Source organism: Streptomyces tubercidicus (assembly GCF_027497495.1).
Taxonomy (GTDB): Bacteria; Actinomycetota; Actinomycetes; order Streptomycetales; family Streptomycetaceae; genus Streptomyces; species Streptomyces tubercidicus.
Genome location: NZ_CP114205.1, coordinates 1,104,982 through 1,119,234 on the forward strand (window position 1 = coordinate 1,104,982; position 14,253 = coordinate 1,119,234).

Genomic DNA, 14,253 nt, shown 5'->3' on the forward strand with positions numbered 1-14,253 from the left:
CCCCCTCACCCGTCACACTGCGCCGCCACCAAGCCCTCACCGGCCCCGGTCCGGAAATAGAGCACCGACCGCCCGACCCGGCGCCGGCCGACCAGCCGGGCATCGAAGAGCACCCTGAGGTGCCGGCCGACCGACCCCAGGCCCTGGCCGGTCAGCGCCACGAGCTGGGTGGTGCTCTTGGGAGTGCCGAGCAGGACGAGTACGCCCGCCCGCGCGGGGCCCAGCAAGGCACCCAGCGCCTCGGGCACCGCCACCCCGCCGGTCCCGGCCAGCACACCCGAGCACGGATACACCACGGCGGACCGTTGCCCGTCCGGGGCCGGCCGGACCTCCCACGAGACCCAGCTCTGACGCGCTGTGACGGGGACGAACAGCAGCTGTGCCCCGGCGAGTTCGCGCGGCGGATGGTCGTCCGCCGTGATCTGCAGCCGGTTCGCGCCGAGCCAGCGCATCCCGGGGCGCATCCCGTCCAGCGCCGCGGCCCAGCCACCCCGGCTCAACTGCGCGCTACGGGTGAGCACATCCGCCTCCAGGACCCGCCGGTGCCGTGGCCAGTACGGCAGCACCGCTTCCTGCCACACCCACTCCAGAAGGCCGGCGGTGCGCTCGGGCAGGTCGTCGGCGCGGCGCAGCGGGCCGGGGAGCGGCCGACCCGCCAGGGAAACGGCCAGATCGGCGCGGGCGGTAGCGGGGGAGGTCGCCCGGACGGACGCCAACTCGTCGGTGAAGGAAGGCGGTTCCACGGCCGGGGTGGGAGTCAGGAAGGTCGCGTTCCAGCGGTGTCCCAGAGCGGCCCGGACCAGCGCGGCGGTGACCGGGTCAGCGGCCAGCCGCCCGCGATAGGCGGCCCCATGGCGCGCGAGCCAGACACGCTCCCCCGGATGCGCGGCCGAGCCCCGGTGCAGGGTCTTCAGCGCGGCGATGGTCTCGGCCAGCGAGGAGATCACAAAGCGGCTGCCGGCGAGAGTGTCCGCGCTGACTTCCCACCAGCCCATCGCCGCCCCCGCTCCCCGTCCTCGCCGCCCCACCGTGACGTCCCCGTGGTTCGCCGTGGTTTCGCCGACCCGCGAAACAGTAACGCCCCATCGGCTCCGCCCCCGAGACTCCGGGACCGTGCGTACCTACCGACAGCTCTTCCGTACAGCGGAGTTCACCCCCTTCTTCCTGACCTCCGCGCTCCAGATGGGGGCGCAGACGACGAGCGGACTCGCCCTGGGCCACCAGATCTACGCCGCGACCGGCTCCCCGCTGCTCTCCGCCCTCGCCATGTTCGGCCCGGCCCTCGCCCAGGTGATCGGCGCGGCGACCCTGCTCTCGGCGGCCGACCGGATACCGCCGCGCGCCGCACTGACCGGCCTGGCCCTGCTCCTCGGCCTGGGCACCGCCGTCCAGGCCCTCCCCGCACTGCCCGTGTGGGCGGTGTTCGCCGTCCTCCTGGCGCTCGGCCCGGTCTCGTCGCTGGGCGGCGGAGTGCGCTACGGGCTGCTCCACGAGATCCTCGCGCGCGAGGGTTATCTACTGGGCCGCTCGGTGCTCAATATGTCCGCGGGCCTGTTGCAGATCTGCGGGTTCGCGGCCGGTGGTGTGCTCGTGACCGTCCTCTCGGCGCGCGGCGCCCTGCTCGTCGGTGCCGCGCTGTACGCCGCCGCCGCGGCCGTCACCCGGTGCGGTCTGGGCCGGCGGCCGCCGCGCGCAGCGGGCCGTCCCTCGGTGGCCGACACCTGGCGCGACAACGCCCGACTGTGGTCCGCCGCTCCCCGCCGCACCGTCTATCTCGCCCTGTGGGTGCCCAACGGGCTGATCGTCGGCTGTGAGTCGCTCTATGTGCCCTACGCGCCCCGGCATGCGGGCCTCCTCTTCGCCTGTGGTGCCCTCGGCATGCTGGTCGGGGACATCCTGATCGGCCGCTGCGTTCCCGGGCGGTGGCGGCCACGGCTCTGCGTCCCGCTGTGTCTGCTGCTCGCCGTGCCCTATCTGCTGTTCGCCGTACGCCCGGCGCTCCCCCTCGCGGTGGCCACCGTGCTGCTCGCCACCCTCGGCTATGCGGCGAACCTCCCCCTGCAAGAACGCCTGATGGCACTCACCCCGGCCGAACTGAGCGGCCACGCCCTGGGGTTGCACTCCTCCGGCATGCTGACCCTGCAAGGTCTCGGCGCCGCGCTCGCGGGCGCGGTCGCGGAGCGGACCTCGCCCACGACCGCGATGGCGGCGATGGCGGCCGCGTCGGTCGTGGTCACGGTGGCCCTGGCGCCCGGTCTGCGGCCGCTGGTGCCGGAACGCCCGTCGGTGTCGGAATGCCCGTCGGTGCCGGAACGCCCGTCGGTGCCGGAACGCCCACCGGCGCAGGACGGCGGCGACACCGGCGGCGGGACCGCCCCCGGCACCGCCCCCGCCAGAAAACCAACCCGGAAACTCACCCCAGCGCAGCGGGAATTACCCCCTGTGCGGCCCTCCGCAGGGGCCTGAGCGCCGCGCCTCCCCAGGACATGGCCGGACCCCTCGCCCTCCGCGCCCCAGCCCCGCACACAGCCGGTGACAGTATCCGCACATCCCCCCTGATCTGGGCTTTTGTGCCCTCCGAACCTACGATCGCCGGACAGGAAAGGGGGACCGGATGGACCGGAACATCCGCACCGTGGACGACGTACTCAGGCTGCTGGATGGCCTGTTCGTGCCGGAGGCCGACCGGTGGACGAGTGGGGCGGCCTCGTGGTGGGACGGCTTCTACGCGGACCGCGGCAGGGCGGTGCCGTTCTTCGTGGCCAAGCCGGACGAGAACCTCGTCTCGTACCTCGAACGCGGGCTGATCGCCCCGGGCCGGGCGCTCGATCTGGGCTGCGGGCCGGGCCGCAATGCGCTCCATCTCGCCTCGCTGGGCTTCGAGGTGGACGCCGTCGACCTCTCCCCGGCGGCCATTGCCTGGGCCGGGGAGCGCGCCCGAGAGGCGGGCGCCGAGATCCGTTTCCACTGCGGCGACGCGTTCGTCCTGGCGGCCGGGACCGAACTCGGCGGCCCGTACGACCTGATCCATGACTCGGGCTGCTTCCACCATCTGCCGCCGCACCGCCGCATCAGCTACCTCGCCCTGCTCGACCGGGCACTCGCCCCCGGCGGCCATCTCGCGCTCACCTGCTTCGCGGCGGGCGAGATGGGCTCCGAACTCCCCGACGGCGACTTCTACCGCCAGTCGCGCCTGCACGGCGGCCTCGCCTACACCCCCGAATCGCTGCGCTGGATCTTCTCCGACCTGACGGAGATCGAACTGCGCCGGATGCACGACGAGCCGCCGGAGTCCCCGTACTTCGGCGAACCCTTCCTCTGGACGGCCCTGTTCCGGCGCGACGCCCGGCCCTGAAGTCCAGGGAGCGTGGCCGGGCCTCGGAGCCCCGTCGGCCCTCGGAGCCCCGGACCCCGGAGCCCGGCCCTCGGAGCCCGGCCCTCGGAGCCCCCGAGTGCTCAGCCGCTGCGGCTGGGCAGGGGCTGTCCGACCGCCGGTCCGGCCGTACAGGAGGCGGTGTGCGCCAGATGACCGGCGGCCGAGTCCGCCAGGGTGCGCAGCGCCGGGTGCCAGAGACGGTTCTGCGGGCCGGTCAGGACGAGGCGGCGCGAGGTGTCCGGCTTCAGCGGGAGCAGGACCAGGTCGGCGGGGATCAGCGAGCGGGAGACCTCGGACAGGACGGTCACGCCGATACCGGCCTGCACCATGCTGATCAGTGTCGCCAGGTCCCGTACCCGGTGCGTGGGGGAAAAGCGCAGCCCGGCCAGGCGATGGATCGTACGGACCCTGGCCTCGCAACCGTTGGGCGATATCAGGAACGGGTCGTCCTCCAGGTCACGGAGGTCGATAGCGGGCTCTTCCGCGAGCGGGTGGTCCCGGGGCAGCAGGGCCCGGTACCCGTCCGTGGCGAGCTGGACGCCGGGGTGGGGGTAGCTCCCGGCGGTGGCCGGAGGAGGGTCGATCAGGACGGCGGCATCGGCGGTCCCGTCCTCCAGCCAGGCCGAGACCTCAGAGCTGTCGCCCTCGAAGACCCTTACGGTGACCAGCGGCTGATCCTCACGCCAGTGACGGAGCAGGCCGGGCACCAGCCCCTGACAGACCGTTGGTGTGGCGGCCAGCCGCACGGTGCCGGTCATGGTCCCGGTGGCCTCGGCCGCGAGCTGCTCCACCGACCGGACCGCCGACAGCGCCATACGGGCATGCGGCAGGACCCGCTCACCGAGCACGGTCGTCCGCACCGGGTGGGCACGGATCAGCAGCGGGGCGGCCAACTCCCGTTCCAGGGAGGCGACGGCGTGCGACACCGCCGACTGGCTCATGCCCAGCTCGGCGGCTGCCGCGCTGAACCCGCCCGCGTCGACGACGGCGAGAAAGGCCCTCAGCTGGGGCAGATTCAGGGTCGTACGGCGGGTCATGCGGCGGCCTCATATCCCTATGACAGCTATGCGTTGGATCTATGATGCCGGGTCGGTGACGCTTGCTCCGTGCCGCCGGTTCCGGCGGCGACACCCCGAGCAGGTACCGAGGAGAGCCATGCCATACTTCCGGGTCACCGTCCCCGACCCCGACCTCCCCACCGACATCCAGCGCGCCCTTGCCGAGGGGCTGACGCGGCTGGCGGTCACCGTGCTGCACAAGGACCGCGCACGCACCATCGTCCACCTCAGCCTGGTTCCGCCGGGCCGCTACTACGTCGACGGCACACCGCTGACCGGCGGCCGTGACGCGCATGTGGAGGCCACTCTCACCGCGGGCACCAACAGTGCCGCGGAGAAGGCCGCCTTCATCGCCGCGGCCGATGAGCTGCTCTCGGACCTCCTCGGCCCCCTCCCCCGGTCCGGCGTCGCCCTGCACGAACTGCACCCGGAGAGCTACGGCTACAACGGAGTGACCCAGTTCGACTACTACCGGCGGGCCGTGGACGCACCGCACACCCCTGCCACCACGGCCGCTCCCGCCGCCCGCTGAGTCCCTGACCGGCGCCTCGACCCCTGCCCGCCCCGTCTACTCGACGGCGCCCCAGGGTCCACCGTGCTCGACATCCTTCACGCAGCCGCAGCGCGAGCAGACGGAGATGGACCGGCCGTCCGAGTCCCGCTGTCCCCACATCGTGGCGTGACACTGCGGGCATCCCGTGGTCACGATGCCGCGCGGGCCGAGCGGTGGCGGGTCGGGGGTGGCAGCCACATAAGCGATGATCTGTTCCCGGTCGCGCGCACTGTCACCTGCCATACGCAGCAGATTCGCCAGCCGCGTGCGCGCTTCGTCGGCGAATGTCCCCATAGGCGGAGAGTAGCGGGGGCGGCGGCCGGAAACAGGCGATAGGCATCGGTCCGTCCTTCCGGATGACACGGGACGGGGAGGATGGGGATGAGGGCCGGCGGCCGCGGTGTGTGGCACCGTCTCAGCCGCGGTGTGTGGCACCGTCTCAGCCGCGGAGCAGCAGTCCGACCGCCAGCGCCGAGATCACCACGGCGGAGAGCAGCGCGGTGACGACCCGCCCCCGTGGGCCGGTCAGCGTCCTGCCCAGTACGGCTCCGCCCGCGGCCAGGAACAGCTGCCAGCTCACGGAGGCGGTGATCACGGCCGCCACGAAGGCGGCGGATCCGGCGGCCCCGGCCCCCGGGGTCCCCGCACCGCCGGCCAGCACCAGCGCGGAGAAGTAGAGGACTGCCCAGGGGTTGATCAAGGTCAGCCCCAGGAAGGCGAGATAGGCCCGGCCGGGGCGTCCCAGCACGTCCCGGTCTCCCCGGTCTCCCCGGTCTCCCCGGTCTCCCCGACCACGTTGGCGCAGTGCCCGTACAGCGGTCCGGATCGCCATGCCGAGCAGGATGACGGCCGCGAGCGAGCGCAGCGGCCCCGCGGCCGGGGCGACCGCACGGGAGAGGGCGGCGCCACCGACGACCGCGGCCAGTGCGTAGAGGCCGTCGGCGGTGGCCACCCCGAGCGCCGCCGAGGCACCGACCCGGAACGACGTCCGGGCGGTTACGCTCACCAGCAGCACGGCCAGCGCACCGACGGGAACGGCCAGCGCATAGCCCGCCCACAGGCCCGGCAAAAAGGCATCGGTCAGGATCTCGGTCACGCCATGCGCAGTCATGCCGTCCGCAGTCACGTCGTCCGCAGTCATGCCGTCCAGCTTCAGGCGGGCCACCTTGTGGGTCCATCGAAAGTTTCCGTACGGAACTGTGTGGCGAATACGGACGGTTGGTGCGGAGGCGGTTCGTCTACGCTCCCCGCATGATCGATCCCCGGCTGCAGACCCTGCGCGTCCTCCATGAGCGGGGCACCGTCACCGCGACCGCCGAGGCGCTGTATCTGACCCCGTCGACGGTCTCCCAGCAGCTGCGGCAGCTTTCGGCCCGGCTCGGGCTGGAGCTGCTGGAGCCCTCAGGCCGCAACATACGCCTGACGCCGGCCGCGTTGGCGCTGGTCGAGCACGCGGATGCGCTGTTCGCACGCTGGGAGGAGGCTCGCGCGGATCTCGCGGGGTACGCGGACGGGGTGGCCGGGCGGCTGCGGATCACGGGGGTGGCGACGGCGATTGCCGGGGTGATCGCACCGGCGGCGGCGCGGCTGCGTGCGGAGCTGCCGCGGCTGGCGGTGGAGATCGGCGAGGACCCGGGCGAGAACCGTTTCGAGCTGCTGCTGGCCGGCCGGGCGGACATCGCGGTGGTGATCCCGGCGCCGGGCGGCCCCCCGCCTGACGATGCGCGCTTCGTTCAGCAGCCGGTCCTGGAGGAGCCGCAGGATCTGTTGGTGCCGGACGGGCACCGGTTCGCCGGGCGGGCGGCGCAGGGGGTGACGCTGGCGGAGGCGTCGGCGGAGAGCTGGATCCGGGCCGGCGATCCGGCCGATCAGCATCAGCTGCTGCTGACCGCCTGTGCCACGGCGGGCTTCACCCCGCGGGTGCGCCATGACGCGGTGGACTGGTACGCGGTCGCCGCGCTGGTCGCGTACGGCTTCGGCATCGCTCTGGTGCCGAGGCTGGCGCCGGTGCCGGAGCGGTGTCCGGTCGTTCGGGTGCCGCTGCGCGGGGAGCCGCTGCCGGTACGGCGGTTCCTGGCGGCGGTGCGGCGGGGCAGTGAGCGCCGGCCCCCGATCGCCCGCGGGCTGGCGGCGCTGCGCGCGGCCGCGGGCGAACGGGAGGCGAAGGGGGTGTGAGCGGGCCGGTCAGCGCTGCAGGGCCTGCCAGAACTCGTCGAAGGACATCCGGCCGTCGCTGTCGGTGTCCTTGGACTTGATGACCGCCTCGGCGACCGGGCCGGTGACGAACGCGTCGCCCATCTCGGCCATCGCGTGCTTGAACTCCTCCGGCGTGACCTGGCCGTCGCCGTCCGCGTCGAACCGGTCGAACGCCGCCCTGGCCTTCTCCATGTCTGCCATGCGAGGTGCCCCCTTCGTGGTGGTGCTGCGCAGTAGTGCGCGGTGGTGATACCTGGTGATCTGACCTGCGTACATTAGCGGACCGTCAAGATGCCTCCGGCTGCGCCCTCCGCCTCGCCAGGTAGGGGGCGGTCCGGCTCCCCGGGGCGGCCGCGACCTCGGCCGGGGTGCCCGCCGCCACGATCCGGCCGCCGTCCGCTCCGCCGCCGGGACCGAGGTCGATGACGTGGTCGGCACCGGCCACCACCCCCATGTCGTGCTCGACGACCACCGCGGTGTGGCCCGCGTCGACCAGGCCGTGCAGCTGGCGCAGCAGCACCTCGGTGTCGGCGGGGTGCAGTCCGGTGGTGGGCTCGTCGAGGAGGTAGAGGGTGTGGCCGCGGCGGGTGCGCTGGAGTTCGGTGGCGAGCTTGATGCGCTGGGCCTCGCCACCGGACAGCTCGGTCGCGGGCTGGCCGAGCCGCAGATAGCCCAGGCCCACGTCCTGGAGGGTGCGCAGACTGCGGGCGGCGGCCGGGATGTCGGCGAGGAAGTCCGCGGCGGCGTCCACGGTCAGCGCGAGGACATCGGCGATGGTGCGGTCCCGGTAGGTGATCTCCAGGGTCTCGGGGTTGTAGCGGGCGCCGTGGCAGGCGGTGCAGGGCGCGTACGTACCGGGCAGGAAGAGCAGTTCGACGGCGACGAAGCCCTCGCCCTGGCAGGTCTCACAGCGGCCGGCGGCGACGTTGAAGGAGAACCGGCCGGCGGTGTAGCCGCGGGCGCGGGCCGCGTCGGTGGCGGCGAAGACCTTGCGTACGGCGTCGAAGAGGCCGGTGTAGGTGGCGAGGTTGGAGCGCGGGGTCCGGCCGATCGGCTTCTGGTCGACGCGCACCAGCCGGTCGATCGCCGCCAGGCCCTCGGCGCCGGTGAGTTGTGCACGGGCCATCGGCCCGGCCTCGGCGGCGTCCTCGCCCGTATCGGCCGCCCCGTCGCCGAGGTGCTCGCGTACGGCTTCCGCGAGCACGCGGGTGACCAGCGTCGATTTGCCGGATCCCGAGACACCGGTGACGGCGGTGAAGACGCCGAGCGGGAAGGCGGCGTCCAGGCCGCGCAGATTGTGCAGGGTGACGCCGTGCAGGGTGAGGGTGCCCGCGGGGCGGCGCACCGTGCGCGCGGCGGGCGGTGCGGTGTCGAAGAGGAACCGGCGGGTGGCGGAGGCGGTGGCGTCCGCGAGCCCGGCGACCGGACCGCTGTGCAGCACCTGTCCGCCGTGTTCCCCGGCGCGCGGGCCGATGTCCACGATCCAGTCGGCGCGCCGCACCACGTCCATGTCGTGCTCGACGACGAACAGCGAGTTGCCCGCTTCCTTGAGCCGGCCGAGCACCGTGAGCAGGGACTCCGTATCGGCGGGGTGCAGTCCGGCGGAGGGCTCGTCCAGGACGTAGACGACGCCGAAGAGGCCGGAGCGCAGCTGGGTGGCCAGCCGCAGCCGCTGGAGTTCCCCGGCGGACAGGGTGGGCGAGGGCCGGTCCATGCTGAGGTAGCCCAGCCCGAGTTCGGTGAGCACCTCGATCCGCGCCACCAGGTCGCGGGCCAGCGTCGGGGCCACCTCGTCGTCCGCCCGTGCGGCGGTGGGGCGCAGCAGTTCGGCGAGGGCACCCAGCGGCATCGCGGCGAGGGCTGCGATGTCCTGGCCCTCGAAGGTCACGGCCAGCGCCTCGGGGCGCAGCCGCCGCCCGGCGCACACCGGGCAGGGTTCGGCGACCATGAACCCCTGGACGCGCTTGCGCAGGGTCTCGCTCTTGGAGTCGGCGAAGGTGTGCAGCACATAGCGCCGGGCGCTCATGTACTGGCCCTTGTAGGGGCGCTGGATCCGGCCCACGTCGCGTACGGGGTGGACGGTGACGACGGGCTGTTCGTCGGTGAACAGGATCCAGTCGCGGTCGGCCTGCGGCAGCTCGCGCCACGGCCGGTCGATGTCATGGCCGAGGGCCGCGAGGATGTCGCGGAGGTTCTTGCCCTGCCAGGCGCCGGGCCAGGCGGCGATGGCGCCCTCCCCGATGGAGAGCGCCGGGTCGGGGACGAGGGACTGCTCCGTGACGCGGTGGACGGTGCCCAGGCCGTGGCACTCCGGGCAGGCGCCGGCCGCGGTGTTGGGCGAGAAGGCGTCGGAATCGAGCCGTTCGGCCGTGCCCTCCGGGTAGTCGCCGGCGCGGGAGAACAGCATCCGCAGGGTGTTGGAGAGGGTGGTGACGGTGCCGACCGAGGAGCGGGAGGTGGGCGCGGAGCGCCGCTGCTCCAGCGCGACGGCGGGCGGCAGTCCGGTGATGTCCTCGACCTTGGGCGCGCCGACCTGGTGGATCAGCCGCCGGGCGTAGGGGGCCACCGACTCGAAGTAGCGGCGCTGCGCCTCGGCGTAGAGGGTGCCGAAGGCGAGGGAGGATTTGCCCGACCCGGACACCCCGGTGAACGCGACCAGCGCGTCCCTCGGGATGTCCACATCGATGGTGCGGAGGTTGTGCTCACGGGCGCCGCGCACCCGTACGTACGAGTCGGCCATGCCTCCATGATCGGGCACCATCTGCCGGGATCGGGCACCGGGCGGGCCGGGTGCCTCAGCCCGCGGCCGTGGCGGCGCCGATCCGCTCGCGGGCCTCCTCCCAGGGCAGCGGGGTGGCGACGACCGCGCGCAGTGCCCGGAGCTGACGGGGCGGGATCCCGGCCGCCAGGACGCCCACGGCGCGCCCGTCCCGCCCATAGAGCGCGAGGGCACGCCGCTCCGCCCGGTCCAGGACGGTGGTCTCGACCCGGTCGGCGCCCGCGGTCAGCCCGTACGCCTGGAGCTTGAGGCCGTACTGGTCGGACCAGAAGTACGGCACGGGGGCGAACGGGCGGCGTTCCTGGGCGGGGGCGCCGTCCCCGGCCCCGGTGGCGGCGGGGTCCGTCGCGGCCAGTTCGGCCAGGAGGTTGCGGGCGGCGGCCATGCCCTGTTCGGTGGCGTTCATCCGGTGCTCGAAGCGCAGCGGTCGGCCGTGCACCGGATGGTCCCAGCGGGCCACATCACCCGCGGCGTAGATGCCGGGGGCGGCGGCGCAGTACGCGTCGCAGCGCAGCCCGTCGATGGTGTCCAGGGCCGGGTCGGCCAGCCACTCGACGGCGGGCCGGGATCCGATCGCCAGCAGCACCAGGTCGGCCGGCAGCCGGGCGCCTCCCCCTCGCCCGGCGCCCCCATTGGCCAGTCGTACGGCGGTGACGCGCGGGTCGCCGGTACCGGCCGGGTCGGCGGGCGCCGTCTCGAACCCCTCCACCGCGCCGGTGCGCAGCCGGACGCCCCGGGCGCGGTGCTCCTCGGCGAGCAGTTCGCCGACCTCCGTGCCAACAGCGGCGGCCATCGGTGTCGCCTCGATGCCGACGAGGGTGACGTCGTGCCCCAACTCCCGTGCCACCGCAGCGGCTTCGCAGCCCAGTACACCGTTTCCGACGATCACCAGGCGGCGGCCACCTCCCCCTTCCCCGGCGGCTGCGCCCCCACTGCCGGGGGCACCCCCATGGGCCAGCTCGCCGCGCAGCGCCAGTGCCTCATCGAGGGTGCGCAGGGTGTGCACCCCGGCGATGCGGTCGGCACCGGGCAGCGTACGGGCCGCGACACCGGTCGCGATGATCACGCCGGCGCAGGCGAGCCTCCCCCACTCTCGACCTTGCTCAAGCGGGGGGACCCCCACCCCGCCGTCGAGGGTGAGGGTGCGGGTGGCCACATCGAGGCCGGTGGCCCGGGTGCCGAGCCGCAGATCGAGGTCGAGCGGGGCAAGCTGTTCGGCGGTGCGCAGCAGCAGGCGGTCCGGCTCCCAGGCGCCGTGCAGCAGCTGCTTGGACAACGGCGGCCGGTCGTACGGGAGATGGGGCTCGTCCCCGATGAGGGTGAGCGGGCCGCGCCAGCCGCCACGGCGCAGCGCCTCGGCCGCGGCGAGCCCGGCCGCGGAGGCGCCCACGACGGCGATCGGCCGGGCGGTCATACGTGCACCTCGCGCCGGCCGGCGGCGCAGCGCTCGTAGGCATCAAGGGTGATCTTCATGCCAGCAGGCTCCATGGGAGCGGCGGCGAGGTGAAGGGGGAATCAGGCCGTGATCGAGTCGGGCGGCGAGGGTGGCGGTTCGCGAGGTGACGGGGGCTCGCGAGACAGCACTCCCGGCGGCAGCCCCCCCCCCCCGAGACGGCCCGCCACCGCCCGCCTACCACCCCATCGTCAACCCATCACCCGCCGCGCCCCGGCTCAGCACCGCCTTGCTGATCTTCTTGCTGGCTGTCTTGCCGGTCCGGTCATGCCCACCCACCCTGGCCAGATTGCGCACCCGCACCCGCTTCCCCTGCTCGACGAGCTGCGGAAGGTACTCGGCCACGGTGACCCGCCAGCGCTCACCAGGGCGGTGCGGCGGCGCGAACCGGAAGCGGGCGATGCTGCCCCAATTGCCGCCGACCTTCTTCATGACGCCCGAGAGCTGGTCGCCGAGGCCGTAGACGACCCAGGTGCCATTGACCTTCTCGTACGGCTGCGGGGTGTGCGCACAGGTGCCGACGATCAGATCGATGTCGGGCCGGCCGCCGGTCTCGGAGGCGGTGAGCGTCCGGGCCAGCCTGATCTGCCGGGCGTCGGGGGCCGCGCGGTACTCCGTGCCCCAACACGAGCTGACGACCACGACATCGGCGCCTGCCCGGCGGGCCGCTCGGGCGTCCTCGATGATCCGCTTCGCGTCGAGCCGGTTCACCGTCCACGGTGCGTACGCCGGACGGCGCCCGCCCCCGATGCCGTAGGTGTAAGCGAGTTGGGCCACCCGTGCGCCACCGGGGGCGCGCAGCAGCGCCGGACGGGCCGCCTCGGCGGCGTCCCGGGCCGACCCGGTATGACGCAGCCCGACCGTGTCCAGGGCCTCCAGGGTGCGGTGCACACCGGGCACACCGCGGTCGAGGGCGTGGTGGGAGGCGGTGGCACAGGAGTCGTAGCCGGTCGCCTTCAGTGCGGTGGCGATCTGCGGGGGCGCCTGCAGGACGGGGGAGCCGGTGAAGGGCCCGGTCAGCGGGCCGAGCGGCGCGTCCAGATGACACAGCGCCAGGTCAGCGGCGGAAATGACCGGCTGGGCACCCTTGAGCATCGGCCGGTAGTCGTACCCGCCGTGCGGGGCGTCACGCCGGGCCGTGGCGAGGACCTCGGGGTCGGAGGGCTGCACATCCCCCGCGGCGACCAGGGTGAACGGCCGCCGTTCCGCGGCCTTGGTGACGGGGGCTCCCGCATGCGCCCGCGCTGTGGGTTCCGGGGTGGGCCGCGAGGCGGGCCGTGGGACGGGGTGCGGGCCGGTGCAGCCCACGGCCAACGCGGCGAGCAGGGCGACTGCTGCATAGCGTGTGTACGCGCTCATGTCCGACAGATATCAGCAGGGACATGACCGGAAATGCCCCGATACGCCAATGTTGGTGGCTCTCCCCCATACGGATTCACCACTGCCGCCATCGAGCCGGACCGCTCATGGGGTCTCTGGTTTCGCCTCCCCTTCGCCCCCTCCTTTCGTCTCCCCTCCCGTGTCCCCCTTCGTCTGCCCTTCCGTCTGGCCTTCCGTCTGGCCTTCCGTGTCCCCGAGGGCCGTTGCCTCGTCCCGCGCCGTCTGCGCCTCGGCCGGGCGGTCCAGCGCCGTCAGCACATCACCGAGGGTGCGCAGGGACCCGGCGAGACGGTGGTCACCGAGGAGCCCGACGCAGGCACGGTGCAGGTCGACGGCCTCCTCGGCGTACGCGAGCGCCTCGGCCGGGCGGTCCAGCTTCGCCAGCAGCTCACCGAGGGTGTGCAGCGAGACGGCGAGGCCGGCCCGGTAGCGACGGTCGTCGGCGGCGGACTCCGTCACCCTCCGCCAGAGACGGACGGCCTCCCGGGCGAACGGCAGCGCCTCGGCCGGCCGGTCCAGCTGGAGCAGCAGACGGCAGCGGGCGCGCAGGCACAGGGCCAGCGCGATGCCGCGGCGGGGGTCCGCGTCGGCCGCTGCCAGGTCATGGCGGAGCTCAGCGGCTTCCGCCACGTACGGCAGCCCGTCCGCCGGCCGGTCCAACTGGCCCAGCAGCTCGCCGAGGAAGCCCAGGGACCGGGCGAGTGCGATACGACGGAACGGTTCCGCGTCGGCCTCCGCGCCCGCTTCCGCGTCGGCCTCCGCCAGGCCGCGGCGAAGGGCAATGGCCTCCTCAAGGACCGGCAGGGACTCCTCCCGCCGGCCGTGCTGCTTCAGCCAGGAAGCGTGGTGGTGCAGAGCGGCAGCGAGGGCGGGGCGACGGCGAATGGGGTCGGCCTCGGCCAGGGGGCGGTAGAAGGCGACGAGGTCCTCAGGCGCCCCCTCCAGGGCGGCGGCTTCGTCCTGCGCGATCCGCGCCGCGACCGGCCGGACCAGCGTCGTCAGCAGCTCGCCGAGCGTGCCCAGGCACTCGGCGAGGACGGCGCGACGGCGGGCGAGCTCGGTCTCGGCCAGCGGGCGGCAGAGGTCGACGGCTTCCTCGGCGTACGGCAGCCCCTCGGCCGGGCGGTCCACCTTTGCCAGCAGCTCGGCGAGGGTGCGCAGGGACCGGGCCAGCGCGAGACGGTAACGGGGATCCGCGTCGGCCTCGGCCCGGCCTCGGTCGGTGGCGACGGCCTTCCTGGCCGCCCGGAGCTGTCCACCCCACCGCAGCCTCGCCACCATCGCGCCCCACCGGCGCCCCGCTCTCCGCACCATCACATCACCCTTCCCACCGCCGTTTCGGCCCCGCGACCAGCCTTGACCAGCGCCGCAGCCCCCAGCGACCGCCATGCGGGTAGTTCCACACGGGCCCCTATGGGCAACCCGCACACCCACCGCAATCGGCCATCCGGGGCACAC

At 73.8% G+C, this 14,253-nt stretch carries 13 protein-coding genes; 4 read left to right on the top strand and 9 right to left on the bottom strand.

What is annotated here, in order from left to right; genetic code table 11:
• Window positions 1–5 precede the first annotated feature (5 nt).
• Window positions 6–995, bottom strand: coding sequence for a transcriptional regulator (locus tag STRTU_RS04645; protein ID WP_159742364.1), 990 nt, complete (start codon window positions 993–995; stop codon window positions 6–8).
• A gap of 118 nt (window positions 996–1,113) precedes the next feature.
• Between STRTU_RS04645 and STRTU_RS04650 the strand changes: the two genes are divergently transcribed.
• Both STRTU_RS04650 and STRTU_RS04655 read left to right on the top strand, forming a co-directional pair.
• Window positions 1,114–2,466 carry an MFS transporter gene (locus tag STRTU_RS04650; protein WP_174878804.1) on the top strand — a complete coding sequence of 451 codons (1,353 nt, stop codon included), beginning with the start codon at window positions 1,114–1,116 and terminating at the stop codon, window positions 2,464–2,466.
• 148 nt (window positions 2,467–2,614) lie between these two features.
• Window positions 2,615–3,355, top strand: a complete 741-nt coding sequence (locus STRTU_RS04655) for a class I SAM-dependent methyltransferase (protein ID WP_159742365.1) — start codon at window positions 2,615–2,617, stop codon at window positions 3,353–3,355.
• A 101-nt stretch (window positions 3,356–3,456) separates the two neighbouring features.
• Here STRTU_RS04655 and STRTU_RS04660 read toward each other — a convergent pair whose 3' ends face one another.
• Window positions 3,457–4,413, bottom strand: coding sequence for a LysR family transcriptional regulator (locus STRTU_RS04660; protein WP_159742366.1), 957 nt, complete (start codon window positions 4,411–4,413; stop codon window positions 3,457–3,459).
• Between the two features lie 118 nt (window positions 4,414–4,531).
• Here STRTU_RS04660 and STRTU_RS04665 point away from each other — a divergent pair, with 118 nt between their 5' ends.
• Window positions 4,532–4,966, top strand: a complete 435-nt coding sequence (locus tag STRTU_RS04665; protein WP_159742367.1) for a tautomerase family protein — start codon at window positions 4,532–4,534, stop codon at window positions 4,964–4,966.
• Between the two features lie 36 nt (window positions 4,967–5,002).
• On the opposite strand, the gene STRTU_RS04670 is transcribed toward STRTU_RS04665, so the two are convergent.
• Window positions 5,003–5,281: a hypothetical protein gene (locus STRTU_RS04670; RefSeq protein ID WP_159742368.1), complete on the bottom strand. Its 279-nt coding sequence runs from the start codon at window positions 5,279–5,281 to the stop codon at window positions 5,003–5,005.
• Window positions 5,282–5,426: 145 nt separating this feature from the next.
• Complete coding sequence (locus STRTU_RS04675) at window positions 5,427–6,128, bottom strand: LysE family transporter (RefSeq protein ID WP_246240119.1); 702 nt, start codon at window positions 6,126–6,128, stop codon at window positions 5,427–5,429.
• A 110-nt stretch (window positions 6,129–6,238) separates the two neighbouring features.
• Between STRTU_RS04675 and STRTU_RS04680 the strand changes: the two genes are divergently transcribed.
• Entirely contained in the window at window positions 6,239–7,162 is a 924-nt protein-coding gene (locus tag STRTU_RS04680; RefSeq protein ID WP_159742369.1) for a LysR family transcriptional regulator, read from the top strand.
• A 9-nt stretch (window positions 7,163–7,171) separates the two neighbouring features.
• On the opposite strand, the gene STRTU_RS04685 is transcribed toward STRTU_RS04680, so the two are convergent.
• From STRTU_RS04685 to STRTU_RS04705, 5 genes are all read right to left on the bottom strand, one after another.
• A complete protein-coding gene (locus STRTU_RS04685) occupies window positions 7,172–7,384 on the bottom strand; it encodes an EF-hand domain-containing protein (RefSeq protein WP_159742370.1) in 213 nt (70 codons plus the stop codon).
• Window positions 7,385–7,469: 85 nt separating this feature from the next.
• On the bottom strand, window positions 7,470–9,923 hold the full coding sequence (uvrA, locus tag STRTU_RS04690) for an excinuclease ABC subunit UvrA (RefSeq protein WP_159742371.1): 2,454 nt from the start codon (window positions 9,921–9,923) through the stop codon (window positions 7,470–7,472).
• 55 nt (window positions 9,924–9,978) lie between these two features.
• The gene (locus STRTU_RS04695; RefSeq protein ID WP_159742372.1) at window positions 9,979–11,376 is read right to left on the bottom strand and encodes an NAD(P)/FAD-dependent oxidoreductase; all 1,398 of its coding nucleotides are present in this window, start codon (window positions 11,374–11,376) and stop codon (window positions 9,979–9,981) included.
• A 216-nt stretch (window positions 11,377–11,592) separates the two neighbouring features.
• On the bottom strand, window positions 11,593–12,774 hold the full coding sequence (locus tag STRTU_RS04700; RefSeq protein WP_159742373.1) for a CapA family protein: 1,182 nt from the start codon (window positions 12,772–12,774) through the stop codon (window positions 11,593–11,595).
• 105 nt (window positions 12,775–12,879) lie between these two features.
• A complete protein-coding gene (locus STRTU_RS04705) occupies window positions 12,880–14,109 on the bottom strand; it encodes a tetratricopeptide repeat protein (RefSeq protein WP_159742374.1) in 1,230 nt (409 codons plus the stop codon).
• Between the last annotated feature and the right edge of the window lie 144 nt (window positions 14,110–14,253).

Excerpts from the sequence above, each read along its gene's own strand:
- STRTU_RS04645 (WP_159742364.1), bottom strand. The coding sequence starts at position 995 with ATGGGCTGGTGGGAAGTCAGCGCGGACACTCTCGCCGGCAGCCGCTTT.
- STRTU_RS04655 (WP_159742365.1), top strand. The coding sequence starts at position 2,615 with ATGGACCGGAACATCCGCACCGTGGACGACGTACTCAGGCTGCTGGAT.
- STRTU_RS04660 (WP_159742366.1), bottom strand. The coding sequence starts at position 4,413 with ATGACCCGCCGTACGACCCTGAATCTGCCCCAGCTGAGGGCCTTTCTC.
- STRTU_RS04665 (WP_159742367.1), top strand. The coding sequence starts at position 4,532 with ATGCCATACTTCCGGGTCACCGTCCCCGACCCCGACCTCCCCACCGAC.
- STRTU_RS04670 (WP_159742368.1), bottom strand. The coding sequence starts at position 5,281 with ATGGGGACATTCGCCGACGAAGCGCGCACGCGGCTGGCGAATCTGCTG.
- STRTU_RS04675 (WP_246240119.1), bottom strand. The coding sequence starts at position 6,128 with ATGACTGCGGACGACGTGACTGCGGACGGCATGACTGCGCATGGCGTG.
- STRTU_RS04680 (WP_159742369.1), top strand. The coding sequence starts at position 6,239 with ATGATCGATCCCCGGCTGCAGACCCTGCGCGTCCTCCATGAGCGGGGC.
- STRTU_RS04685 (WP_159742370.1), bottom strand. The coding sequence starts at position 7,384 with ATGGCAGACATGGAGAAGGCCAGGGCGGCGTTCGACCGGTTCGACGCG.
- uvrA (WP_159742371.1), bottom strand. The coding sequence starts at position 9,923 with ATGGCCGACTCGTACGTACGGGTGCGCGGCGCCCGTGAGCACAACCTC.
- STRTU_RS04695 (WP_159742372.1), bottom strand. The coding sequence starts at position 11,376 with ATGACCGCCCGGCCGATCGCCGTCGTGGGCGCCTCCGCGGCCGGGCTC.
- STRTU_RS04700 (WP_159742373.1), bottom strand. The coding sequence starts at position 12,774 with ATGAGCGCGTACACACGCTATGCAGCAGTCGCCCTGCTCGCCGCGTTG.
- STRTU_RS04705 (WP_159742374.1), bottom strand. The coding sequence starts at position 14,109 with ATGGTGCGGAGAGCGGGGCGCCGGTGGGGCGCGATGGTGGCGAGGCTG.